This is a genomic window from Natronorubrum marinum, assembly GCF_052040125.1.
Classification (GTDB): Archaea; Halobacteriota; Halobacteria; order Halobacteriales; family Natrialbaceae; genus Natronorubrum.
Window position 1 is genome coordinate 12,587 of sequence record NZ_JBPPFV010000006.1, and the last position, 12,220, is coordinate 24,806.

Annotated in this window: 12 protein-coding genes; 6 read left to right on the forward strand and 6 right to left on the reverse strand. The window is 53.0% G+C overall.

Features of this window, described 5'->3' with window-relative positions:
* Positions 1-37 precede the first annotated feature (37 nt).
* Together ACSFC5_RS22635 and ACSFC5_RS22640 are read right to left on the reverse strand one after the other, a co-directional pair.
* A complete protein-coding gene (locus ACSFC5_RS22635) occupies positions 38-442 on the reverse strand; it encodes a hypothetical protein (RefSeq protein WP_440767476.1) in 405 nt (134 codons plus the stop codon).
* Positions 443-676: a hypothetical protein gene (locus tag ACSFC5_RS22640; protein ID WP_440767477.1), complete on the reverse strand. Its 234-nt coding sequence runs from the start codon at positions 674-676 to the stop codon at positions 443-445.
* A gap of 410 nt (positions 677-1,086) precedes the next feature.
* Here ACSFC5_RS22640 and ACSFC5_RS22645 point away from each other — a divergent pair, with 410 nt between their 5' ends.
* On the forward strand, positions 1,087-2,322 hold the full coding sequence (locus ACSFC5_RS22645) for an RNA-guided endonuclease TnpB family protein (protein ID WP_440767478.1): 1,236 nt from the start codon (positions 1,087-1,089) through the stop codon (positions 2,320-2,322).
* A 30-nt stretch (positions 2,323-2,352) separates the two neighbouring features.
* On the forward strand, positions 2,353-2,658 hold the full coding sequence (locus ACSFC5_RS22650; RefSeq protein ID WP_440767479.1) for a hypothetical protein: 306 nt from the start codon (positions 2,353-2,355) through the stop codon (positions 2,656-2,658).
* 3 nt (positions 2,659-2,661) lie between these two features.
* Here the strand turns inward: ACSFC5_RS22650 and ACSFC5_RS22655 are convergent, their stop codons facing one another.
* The gene (locus ACSFC5_RS22655; RefSeq protein ID WP_440767480.1) at positions 2,662-2,949 is read right to left on the reverse strand and encodes a winged helix-turn-helix domain-containing protein; all 288 of its coding nucleotides are present in this window, start codon (positions 2,947-2,949) and stop codon (positions 2,662-2,664) included.
* Between the two features lie 850 nt (positions 2,950-3,799).
* On the opposite strand from ACSFC5_RS22655, the gene ACSFC5_RS22660 reads away from it, so the two are divergent.
* Together ACSFC5_RS22660 and ACSFC5_RS22665 are read left to right on the forward strand one after the other, a co-directional pair.
* On the forward strand, positions 3,800-5,113 hold the full coding sequence (locus tag ACSFC5_RS22660; protein ID WP_440767481.1) for a hypothetical protein: 1,314 nt from the start codon (positions 3,800-3,802) through the stop codon (positions 5,111-5,113).
* Between the two features lie 1,585 nt (positions 5,114-6,698).
* Positions 6,699-6,986 carry a PadR family transcriptional regulator gene (locus tag ACSFC5_RS22665; RefSeq protein WP_440767482.1) on the forward strand — a complete coding sequence of 96 codons (288 nt, stop codon included), beginning with the start codon at positions 6,699-6,701 and terminating at the stop codon, positions 6,984-6,986.
* Between the two features lie 434 nt (positions 6,987-7,420).
* On the opposite strand, the gene ACSFC5_RS22670 is transcribed toward ACSFC5_RS22665, so the two are convergent.
* The gene (locus tag ACSFC5_RS22670; protein WP_440767483.1) at positions 7,421-8,467 is read right to left on the reverse strand and encodes a sensor histidine kinase; all 1,047 of its coding nucleotides are present in this window, start codon (positions 8,465-8,467) and stop codon (positions 7,421-7,423) included.
* A 153-nt stretch (positions 8,468-8,620) separates the two neighbouring features.
* Between ACSFC5_RS22670 and ACSFC5_RS22675 the strand changes: the two genes are divergently transcribed.
* Positions 8,621-9,592 (forward strand): ATP-binding protein, encoded by a 972-nt coding sequence (locus ACSFC5_RS22675; RefSeq protein WP_440767484.1) that lies wholly within the window; start codon positions 8,621-8,623, stop codon positions 9,590-9,592.
* A gap of 211 nt (positions 9,593-9,803) precedes the next feature.
* Here the strand turns inward: ACSFC5_RS22675 and ACSFC5_RS22680 are convergent, their stop codons facing one another.
* A complete protein-coding gene (locus tag ACSFC5_RS22680) occupies positions 9,804-10,277 on the reverse strand; it encodes a hypothetical protein (protein ID WP_440767485.1) in 474 nt (157 codons plus the stop codon).
* Positions 10,278-10,366: 89 nt separating this feature from the next.
* On the opposite strand from ACSFC5_RS22680, the gene ACSFC5_RS22685 reads away from it, so the two are divergent.
* Positions 10,367-10,912 (forward strand): restriction endonuclease, encoded by a 546-nt coding sequence (locus tag ACSFC5_RS22685; protein ID WP_440767486.1) that lies wholly within the window; start codon positions 10,367-10,369, stop codon positions 10,910-10,912.
* Between the two features lie 167 nt (positions 10,913-11,079).
* On the opposite strand, the gene ACSFC5_RS22690 is transcribed toward ACSFC5_RS22685, so the two are convergent.
* A complete protein-coding gene (locus tag ACSFC5_RS22690; protein ID WP_440767487.1) occupies positions 11,080-11,709 on the reverse strand; it encodes a DUF4145 domain-containing protein in 630 nt (209 codons plus the stop codon).
* Positions 11,710-12,220 lie beyond the last annotated feature (511 nt).

The window sequence follows — 12,220 nt, forward strand, 5'->3', positions numbered from 1 at the left end:
CGCGCACGTTGCGTCGACTGTTCGGACTCCTAACCTATCAACCTTCGTTGGGCAACGTCGATCGGCGCGAGACTTCGTCGGCGTATCGCTCGAGGAGATCGTCTAGTGGAGTCTCGAGCATCGAGTCGCCGTTTTCGCGTGCTAACTCGCCCAGTAGGACCATCGGTGACGCCCCGGTGTGTCCAGAGCGGCTCAGGAGTGTGCCAGCCGGCGCTTTCAGGCCGTGTTCGACGAGCCAGTGACGAATCGTCTCGCCGGACACCTCGCCGTCGAAGACCTCGCGAGCGATACGCTCGGCAGCCATCCCGCGCTCGTTGTGGAAGTAATCGAGGACGCCCGAATGCTGGTAGTCCTCATTGTCGGCCGAGAGCTTGTCGGGGTCGTACGACCGCGTTTCGGCGTCGTCCACGCCGAAGCTATCGAAATCCGCCTGGACGGACATCTAGGCCACCTCGTATAGATCGACGACGGCATTCGCGTCGGCTTCGATCCACGCAGCACCGTCGTGGCCGGCTTCGGCCAGACACAGCGCGTTCGCGTCCGGGTGCTCGAGTGTGAGTGTCTCGAGTGCCGGGCGCTGGTCGAACTCGTCGCTCGAGTCCGAGTCGGCGTCAGCGAGTTGTTCGTCCGCCCGATTCGCCCGTTTGACCGTTTCCGGTAGTGGGTTTCTCGGCATAGGTGGTCACCGTTGCGCCGTTTTCCCGGCGCATACTACTCCATTCGTCGGGGGCTACTTAGTAGTTACTATTATATATGCACATCTCACAAATTGATACTCGAGGCGACGACCGGGACAGTGTTGTCACTTCGGAAAAATGAACTCCGGTTGTTCTATCTTTAAACAGCGAGGGAATCTTGCTCTTTAGAGCGGGCGTGGATCGCGTCAATCGACCACGCAGCCACCGTTAATCGGCTGAACTGGATTCCATACGTTCGTCGATACAGCCTCTTACGAGGCTGGATAGGTTGATGTGATTTTCGTCGATCCATTCGACCTGATCCTCTCGAATCGTTATCTGCTTCCGTTGCATCACGTCATGCTACAACTCCGCAATGTATAAGTGTGGTGAATGTGTATAAATGTGTATGGCAGAGGAGGTGACGAAAACACTCGAGGCAACGCTTGCCCCACCGACACAAGGGAAAGCGGTGCGAATCCGTCGTCTTCTCTCCACCTACCGCGAGGCGTTGCACGATGCGTTCAACTCCGGTGCCGATACGATGAACGGCGTATCCGACGTAGTAACGCCGTTCGACCTACCGTATCAGGCGAAGGCCGCACTGTGTAGCTACGTCCCAAAGCTCCGGAAAACGTACAACGCCCGCGAACTCGACGACGAACACCCGCTCAGGCTCACGAACCAAGCCGCGAAGTTCGACCGGGACGAATCTCGACACCACGAGATTTGCTGGAACGTTCCCTTACCGGGCTACGGAACGAACTTTTGGATTCCGCTTCGGATCAACCCCGAGCAGGAACCGCTGTGGCACGACCTCCTCGGCGAGGATGCCAAGGTCGGACAGATTCGGCTTCACCAGAACCGGAGTAGCTGGCTGTTGCACGTCACCGTCACGTACTCGGTCGAAGAACCAGGGGCGGACGGCGACGAGACATACATCGGCTTCGATATCGGCGAATCCGCGTTGATTACGGGCTGTGCCCTCAAGCGCAACACGCCGACGAAACCGATGCTCGAAAGCGGCAGTCGTGCGCGAAATCTCCGCAAAGAGATGTTTACGACCCTGAAGCGCCTTCAGGAACGAAACGCCGCCGAATGGCGTGTTGACGAACGCTTCAACCATTACCAGAACGCCTTAACAGATATCGTTGAGAAGGCGTCTCGAAAGGCGGTCGAATATGTCGAGTCTTTTGACGACCCGGTAATCGTAATGGAGGACTTGTCGTACATCCGTGAGAACTTGGACTACGGCAAGTACATGAACCGACGCCTGCACTCGTGGGCGTTCGCCCGTCTTCAGGGTCGAATCGAAGACAAGGCCACCGAAGCCGGTATTCTGGTCGAGTTCGTGAACCCGCGCTACACATCCCAAACTTGCCACGCCTGCGGTCACATCGGGCGTCGTGGATCGCAAGCGGAGTTCAAGTGTACGAACGACGACTGTCACATCACAAAGTTTCAAGCAGATATCAACGCGGCCGCGAATATCGCCGGTCGCGTAGATCCATGGGGAGAGAGCGTTCCTTGGGAACCGGAATGCGATGACTCACCACGGAACGGGAGCGCCAGTGACAGCGCCACAGTCCACCGCGAGACGAGCGAGAAAACCTCGCAGATGACGCTCGCGGCCTACTCGGACTGAAACCTACGGCACAGCCGGAATCCCACTGTTGTGGGAAGCCTCGCCGTAAACGGCGAGGAGGATGTCACGCGACGGGCTTTACTCACCGACGGCGAGCGGGCCGCAATCCGCGGCGACGAGAGCGTCGACGACGATACGCGCTCTACGCACCGATCTCGAGTCAAACAAAAACTAGAGCGACGAATGCGGGAAGACGCCCGATTGCTCCGCGAGCACGACCCTGAACTCTTCGATATTCTCCAGACCGAAGTCTGCGAAGAATCGCTGGTCGAGCGTGTCGATCGCCTCGAGCGCGAACTCGAGGGCATGAAAGAACAGTTGGACGACTCGGAGTGACTTCTAATCGGGCAGCTCGTCCGGCCCGATCTCGCCGTCGACGTACTCGATTCCGGTCTCGGAGATTCGATATTCGCCGCGCTCGAGTTTCTCGAGTAGATCAACGTCGGCGAGCGTCAGCATCCGCTGGTTGATGTAATCGCCATTGTAGGAATCGCCGTCCGTTCGTCGGATGTTCTTCGCGACCGTAGACGGACCATATATGTCCGGATTGCGGTTGTAGTAGTACGCGAGAATTTTCAAATCAACGGCCGCCATCCAGTCGGCACGCTCTATATCCGCAGCATCCATGTATTTCGTCAGTCTCACCGAACGGCTATAATCCTTATTGCATACAGAGACGATGCAACAGAAATGCAACGAACCCAGCGTCTCCTACTATTGGAATGTAGATAGGAATCTAAGTGAGTCTTGAGAAAACTATAAGTGCCAAGGGTTGTATGCCTAGCCTAACGACTGCTCAACACGTTGCCCTCCGAAAAACCCGAACTGGGCCTAACAGTCCGGGACCCCTTACGAATGTCACACGAGAACACGCAGACGCCGACGGACGGAACGCCCATCGTGAATGTCGCGTGTCCAGTTCATTCTACCGGCGCAACCGCCAAAAACCTTAGTGTCGCCAACCCTCGCGGCGGTTCTGGTCTGGTTGACTCGAGTAACCTTCGCCTACACAATACGGTTCAATCTGGCGACAGACCTAAATATCAGTGGGCCTGTGGTTCTGGGTATACGAAATACGTACGTCGCCCAACCGGTTTCGGTTGCGCTCGAGAACGCCTCCGCTCGTCGGTCTTCTGTTGCAGCGCAGAAGTCGACCACGCCGGGCCGATCCCGAGCGTTCGACCGGTTGTCAGACAACACCCCTTAACGATGACAGACACATGCCTGCCACCAAGTGAGTCTCACAACGACGTTCATACGTACGCGTCCGTGTGGCATAAGTTTTGTGCTCTAGACAGGTTCCAATCCCTGTGTAGTCATGCGGTTCTGTCATCGATCGGCCTCCAAAGCCGACAGGTGTTCCGACCGACGTGGACCGTTGGGCGAGCTGGTCCACCGCCACCGCCCACCTGACGTTTTTCACGTCACAAATCGTCGCTCGCTCATCAAAAACTAACGCACAACACCCCTTCGGAACATGTCGACCTCAAACATAAAATCGCAGTCACCGAACGCAGACACGACGAATCGCTCACCCGATCACAGCCAACAGACGAACGCAGTTCCCCTCGAGATCGAATCCAACCTTGACATCGGCTTCGGCGACGACGGCTCGACGAAAGTCTCCGTCGGGACGGATCCACTCGAGAAACAGATCATCGAGGCGCTGTGCTACGAATTTTTGGACACCTCGCAGTCGGCTGGCCTCAAACACGCGGCGTTCCAAGCGTACTTCGAGAACGCAGGGAACATCCACCCCGGCGCAATCCTGTCGGATGAACTCGAGGAAATTTCCGCCGACGCGATTTTGGCCGGCGAGATCGCTGCCGACGATCTCCCCGACGAGTACACGCTCGAGGGCGAGACTGACGCCTTCGATCTCGACGACCAGGACAACCGCGGGCGGGCGAACAGCTACACGCCGACGTTCACGCCAGACGATCTGGCAAACGAAGGCCGCTCGCTGACCTGGTCCGAACTCAAAGATGCTGTTGACCGCCACTGGGGGCCGGATCTCGAGATTCACCCTGACCGCGTCAAGGCCGAACGACTCAAACGAAATCGGAAGTTCAACGCGAAAGTCATTGCTGGCGTGCTCCGATCACAGGTCGACGTCGTCCCACACGCGTTGATTGACGACCGTATCGAGGAGTACCTCGGTCACCAGATCGAACGTGCTGACTACGACGATGGTCTTCGGTACAAGATCAGCAAGCACAAAGACCTCGTGATCGACCACCTCGAAGCCCACCCGAACGTCACGATCGAGTCCTATTACGCGTCTCAGGACGCCCTCGAGACTGAACTGCCCAGCTATTTCGATCAGGTTCTCGAGGACCTAGAAGAGAGCTACGCACCGACTCCCGAAGCATGGCGAAAGCGCAACCTCGTCATGGAGGGGTCGCTCACCAACGAGTTCGAACCGATGGACGACTGGTTGACGGCGCTTGCTGAGTTCCGGAAGAACCTCGCAAAGCTGCCCGCGTTTATCGGCCACGGCAAGTACATGCCCGTTCTCGAGGACCACATCGAGTACGACGAAGAGCAATTCGAAGATGTCGGCCGGTACATCCACCACGTCTTCGAGCGTATGAAGGGCATCTACGCGAGTGCGCCCGAGCACGCCCGCTACGTTGTCTGGAACGAGTACATCGATTACGACGGTGCTGCTGAACTCTCGTTTGATCAGACCACGCAGTCCGTCTTGGACTTCAAGCCATACGAGAACGACGACGGGCGGATGCCTCTCGAGGACCGATTCAAGGTCGTCGCGAAGAATCTCGACGGCTAACGCGTGAGAGATCCAGTGGTAGCCCTGCGGTGTAGTGTCAACTCTCTCCTTTCCTGTTTGTTCCACAGTCTATTCCCACGTATTCATCGCCCAGGAGTGACGACATCCCGATTACTCTGTTTTGGACGCCGATCGATCACCGTCAACACGACGGACACGTCGTGACGATCGTCGTGACGAGCTGGCTAGCCGAGATTGGACCGCGTACAGCCGCCTCGAGCGACGGGATCGAGTTGTCTGTAGAACAGTGAACCCGACGCCTGCTTGCGATTAATAACAATCGAGATGGTCGACTGCGCATTAATCAGTGGCATTTCTTCTTGGAGAGCGCCGTCGAAAACGTATCTGAGGCGATTCTGTCGATGGAGGGATCGGATAATGAGGACTGCTGAGGCGCGAAAACCGAAGATCCGGAGAACTCCACGGAGAGCAGCCGCCGAGACCGGCTGCGGTATCACTCCGTTCTACCTTGCCTCAAAGAACGTATTGCGGATTAGTAGGATAGTATAGGTTAAAAGTGTTCTGGTAGAACACGGCTCTTGGTATGTCACGACATCCCTAGTAACGCTCGAGTCGGTCCGGCCATCTATCCTTCCCGGTGTCTTCTCCGTTCTCGGCGTTCTCACGCCGTTCTCTCTACGTCCCTCTCCGTTTCCGTATCGTTCCGTCCCGTGGCTGTTCTCACCCCGTCCCCGACGCTCGAGCACCCGATTAGGAAGAAATAATCTTTCCCTCAGTCTTGCGCAGTCACTTCGATCCATCACTCGTCGGCTGTAGTCCCTCTCGACCAAGGCCGATCGTCCACAGCTCACCCACCACAGCAACGCCTCTCTACCGCCCGATAACTGACGTTCACACGCAAATATCGTTCAAGAGACTAAAATCTCAGCATTTACTTAGATTATCCCACAGGATAGACAAACTTAACACAGTCCTTCTCATTCGTACAGGTACGCCCACCCGAGATAGCCCTCAGGTTAGAGCGACGTACACACTTAAGGGGTGTTGTGCTGACCTTTCCTGGGGGCCTTGTAAGGTTGCCCCGTCGTGGTCAGGTGTGTCAACCGCGGGCTTCAGGGCGTTTCACACCGTTTCCAGTGTCACACCGATCAGCCCCATCTCTACCAAACCCCGCTGATCGGATAAAGAACGGATCGCGAAGTCCGTGTTCCGATAGTTGCGCGTCCCACAAAGCCCGATTCCGACACCATTCAGTGTTCCCAGACAGCCTGTACACCGTTTGCAGCCAATCCAACACTGTTTGCACCCGTTCCGTTACAGAGTTTCCAACCCAACCAACAACGACTGCAGAGACCCACCAACGCCTCCAAACAACCGCTACAGCGACAACGAGGAAGACAACCCAACCAGGTTCCGTTAGTTCGGTAGACCGTCCTCGAGCGCGGACGCGTAGGTCCGCCCGCACTTTTGGCTGTGTCGCTCGACGAGATCGTAGTCGGCCATTCCCGTGGACTGTATCTGTTCATAGCTAGCGATACCACACTGGTCTCTTTGCACACCAGTGTATATCGGGCTGATGATGTAAACTCGACATTCTTATATGATGATAGAACAACGTACCGATATGTACGATTTAACTGCCTTTCAGCGTGATTTGCTGTACACAATCGCCGGCAAAGAAGACCCGCACGGCCTTGCAATCAAAGACGAACTCGAGAATTATTACGAGAACGAGATCCATCACGGACGGCTCTATCCCAATCTCGACACGATCGTTGACAAGGGCCTTGTCGAAAAAGGCGAAGCAGATCGACGAACGAATTTCTATACACTGACCGCTCGTGGAAAGCGTGAACTCAAGGCGCGTCGAGAGTGGGAAAATCAGTATGTCGACGAGTTGCTGACAGAGTAACTGCGGAAAACCACTTCTCATGTAGAGAGACAATTTGCTGAACGTGATGGCCACTTGAAACTGTGACTGAGTGTTTCACTAACACGGCAAAACTGCACTAGAACTGCCTACAACGGCCAGCAGGCTTAATCCGAACTGCTCGAATGGTATACTCGACGGGGGTAAGGGGTACTGTCATTGCTGACAGGTTCCGTTCGACGTGAGACATCTGAAACCCACCGTCATCGATCGAGATCGTTCCAACGTCACCAGCCACCGACGCCTGATCTCAGATCGCCCCGTCCGATTCCGAAACCACCAGCGGATGGGGAGCTTGGATGTCGGCCTATCACCGGCATCTTTTGATGCAGAAACACGTTGATTTTGTTGAAACCTCTGTAGATGAGTCTGGAACCCCATAGCGACACGAGTAGGTAGCAATTCGGGTGGCGTTTCTATCTCACACAGAAGTCAGCTTCTGGCAGCAAGAAACGGACTCTGTTTCCGTGAGGCGAATTCTCCTCAAAGAGGAGTTCTCCGCCGAGAGAATCAACACACCACTGCATCACCCATAGACCAACACCCGACCCGTGATAGGTAGTACTCGCCATTGCATCGTCTTTGAGAACGTCAATTTCGACCTCTGGAATGACTGAATTTGTATCGATTATCTCAATCACCCCTCGTCCAGTGTCAGTCGCCTTGGTGACTACTATCTCAACAGCAGGAGTCTGATCATCGCTGTGAACGATTGCATTTTCGAGAGCGTGTTTAGTAGCGTACTGGAGGCCCTTATCGGCGTTTACAGAAACGTCCGTCTGTATATCGACAGTTAGTTCAACTTCTGGAAACTCGCATCGGATCTCCGTGGCGACTTCTTTGACCAACTTTCCGAGTTTTGTCGGAGATCGTTCTGTTGCGTCGGGTTCTGCAATCTCCTCGACCTGGCGAATCGAGTCACTCAATGTTCCAATCTCTGTGGCGATATCCAAAATGGTTTCAACTTCTTTCTCCAGTGTCTCCTCTTCAACAGCACTTCGAAGACGATCGGCATATCCAATGAGTATGTTTGTCTCATTTCGGAGGTTGTGTCGGATAACCCGATTAAGAAGGCGTAACCGTCTCTCTCGAGCTTTGTATCCAGTGATATCCCGAATTTCTGCAATGACACATACAGTTTCATCAATAGTTGTACGGTTGAGGCGAACACGAACCCAGACTAACTCTCCAGTTGCACGTTCAATTTGCCATTCGAATACTTGGTCATCCCCGTCAGCGGCTGCCTGAATTCGGCGAACTGCCTTCTCTTGTGTAAACCTCCTTGATGATGCTGTATAATCCTCCACATCCATTTCCCGTAGCTCTGCTCGGGTGTAGCCGTATAATTGCTCCAGTTGGGTGTTCACGTCAAGGATTTCGCCTGTCTCTGGATCATGCAACGTGATTCCGATTTTCAAATCGTCAAGAACCCTAGGTAATTTAATAGCCTTTGTACCGCCCATATATCTGTCCACTAATTAAACTTATATAAATATCCGATCCGAGGAAGTGGTTGCCTATTGGCTTCCAGCTATCATTAGCCTATTTTCACTTTTAACGGTGAGCCAACACCTTTAACAGATGATCAGTTGTTTTATCGTATACCAGAGTACTTCATGCGAAATGCAAATCCACCTCCACTTGGTGATCGAACTTTAATTAAGAACTTTCCGAATGGTGTGTTAGTATTGTTCGATGCTGATCTTCGCTATCGTATTGTTGGTCCCGAAACGCTCCCGTTCTCAGGAAGAGCGGCAACGGAAATGGTTGGCAGGCAGGTGGACGAACTTTTCCCTGAAGAAACGGTTACTGTGCTCAAACCTAACCTCCGAGCAACGATCGATGGAGGCTCTCGATCATTTGATACAGAATATCAGGGTCAAATCCATCATGTCGAGACGAGATCAGTACAGATTACCGATGAGCCATACGGCATTTTAGTCACACAAGATGTAACCGAAGCCCGCCAGACAGCAGCGGAGCTTGCCAACCAAAATGAGCGCCTCGATCAGTTTGCAAGCATGGTCTCTCACGACCTTCAGAACCCGTTAGCGATTGCCGTCGCTGAACTCGAGCAATACCGCGAGACAGACGACGATATGTACTTAGATGGAGTCGAAGATGCACTGAAACGGGTAGAGGATCTCATCGTCGATCTTACAGCACTCGCTCGAACCAATACTCCATCAAAAAATCGCAAACCAATATCTCTGTCAACGGTCGCACGAGAGGCGTGGAGGCTTATCGATACCCAGACCGCGTCCCTTGAAACGCACGATTGTACCATCAACGGCGATAAGAGCCAACTGCAAGCACTTTTCGAGAATCTATTCCGAAATGCAGTCGGTCATGGTGGACTCGATGTAACTGTCCGAGTCGGCCCGCTTGATGACGGATTCTATGTTGAGGATACTGGAACGGGGATTCCACCAGAAACTCGAGAGGAGGTATTCGAGCATGGGTTTACGACTGGGTACGGTGGCAGTGGGGTCGGACTGACGATCGTGAGTCGTATTGCCGCTGATCACGGTTACGAAGTCTCCCTTACAGAGTCATCAGAGGGAGGCGCTCGGTTCGAATTTCAGTAACGAACCGACGAACACTCCAGTGGCTATTACGTCTCTGTTGCCTACGCCAAGCTAAAACAAATAGACGCTATTCGTCGTCTTTCTCTGCCGTTTCACGGCCGAGGAGTCGCGACAGAAGTTGCGACCCTTTTCCGCTTTTGAGACCTTTTTTGCGGGCCTTCTCGCGGCTTTCAGCACTCATTGTGATCGTGTTACTGTAATAGTTCGCGCCCTAAATAGCTATGGACAGCGTTGCAAAGATGATCCCACCAGTCAACGTTCCGAGTGATACTCCAAGCAGGAGTGCATTCCATCGAATGTCATCTCGGTTTTCAGAAATCATCCCTGCATAGGTCTCTAATAGGTCCTCTTCCCAGGATTCGCCATCAAAATCGTTGTCTGTGAGGGCTTCGATGTATGTCCCCCGTGGTCCAACATACAGATTCGACTCGTTGTAGGTGATGATACCAACCAACGCTGAGATAACGAGTGCAATGATCGCTGCTGCGAACAGCTCTTGCTGAAACATCTCGGGAGCATACTGTAGGGCAGTGACGAGTAACCCAATGAGAACGGCAGTAAATCGAACAGTCCGCACGGCCTTGTCGTCGATATCTGCCATCGTACCGTTTTGCGCATCAATGACTGCTCGGACCTCCTGGTAGGCCACCTCGCGGCGCTTACTGGACCAGTCGTCGTCCGCCATATAATCCGAATCTCATCACTACTTCAATAGTGTTCCCGATTACATCGCCCAAAAAGTTCAAGGTGTAATTTTGAGAGGAAATCACCGTAATGGAACAGCGCGAGGAGATCCGAGAGGAACTATTCGAAATCGACACGAACGAATTCAGCGATTTTGTGGCCGATCTATGGGAGCACCGGGGGTACGATATCGACGACGCCGACGGCCGCCGTGCGACGTTCACAGCAACCAAAGGCGGTGGCGGGCTGCTCCGATCGTCGACGACCGAGTTGGTACAACCGCTCTATCGCGAGGGGTACAAAGTCGACAAATCGGATGTCAACCGGGTGCTCGATCTCCGATGGGACGATGATATCGACGAGATCGTTGTGGTGACGACGACCGAGTTTACCGGTGGGGCGCGAAAGCAAGAGAACCGCGAGGAAGTCACGGTCCTAAACGGGGAGGAACTCGCCGAGCTCATCGTGGACGAAGGTGGACAGCGAGTGTTGAGTACGTACACGCCGAACGGCTCGTTGCTCAAGGGCCTGGTCTGGCTGTTCGTGATCCTGCCGCTCAAGCTGGTGTGGTTCATCTTTGCGCTTCCATTCAAGCTACTCTTTGGATCTGGGAGCGAATCGCAGTCGAATACGTAATTCTGGGAATGTGTGCTGCCAATTGGTCCGTCTCAGTACTGTAGTGTCCCCAACGGGACTGAGCCAAAAAATTACAGCGCCCCGCCCCCACCTCCGCACGCAGATCTCCAGTTGAAGCACATGAAATAGAGGTTTGCCAGAAACTCTTACAATATCGTCTTTCTTAACTACTTGTCTCTATCTTCCACCCACTCTTTTTCTTCCTCAGGCAGAGTATTCCAAAACTCTTCAACCTCTTTTTCGCGTCCGATTGTTCCATCTACTATATAATTTATGAGTTTGAATAATGCTATAGCTGTCTCACTATCATCGTCCATATTCATTTCACCTGGATGTACAGAGTTGTTACCAGTTATTCTCACAGCATCCAACATTTTTCTTACAGTCGGGTGAATTTCGTTTTCCTCAACTAAGTATCCAATATCATGAAATATGCCATCACCAGGAGTCTCAAGATGATTTTCTAATAATCTCTGAATTGCGAGTCGAAGCAATGCTGCCGCTGCTCTTGGTGAATCATTTACAATTTCACGTGCTTCAACATAGTCTCGTCTAACATCTTTTGGCATCTGATTATGAGGTAGTGGTGCAGATGACGATTTTGGATAATACATGGTTGGATTTTGTGACTTTTTCCAGATTGTATTGTCATCGCAGGAGACGCACTTTGACATAAAAAATGACGTAGTGTAATTATTGAAGGCCATCCGATCCCAACTGTGGTGGGCATAAGTGCCACAATGTGGGCAATTAAACTTGCTTTCGCCGAATTCTGGTGGTGTGTAATCACTCGCCATAGTAAGACATTGCCACCGGATCTTTATTGATTTGTAGGTTGTTGGAACTCAACACATACCGTTTTTCAACCACCTTATTAGTGATGTACAATTGACTTTGGCAATTTTATTACCGTCTCTGTGTATTACTTTTCCCAGTAGTTGTACATATCCAAACAAGTTGCTCGAATATACACACGAGGTATGGAAATTCGTGTGTGCGGTAAGTTGGTTATAACCAGCGAGGTACTGACGGGTCTCGTTGAGCGATTGCATCGCCCAAGGTCAATCCGTGCTCCGCGGCGATCTCCTCGGCAAGCATCCAGCAACGTTCACGGGTTGGACCAGGAGGGTAACAGTCACCCATCCAAGTGAGTGCTTCGACGATCAACAAATAGTCTGTGGATGTCGCATCGAAGGTTCTGGCTGCGCCTTCGTACAAGAACCCTAGGACTGGAACCCTCAATAGACTCTAAATCCTCTCTGTTAAACAACCAACCGCGTGGGATTGTACGTCGACAAATCCAGTTTC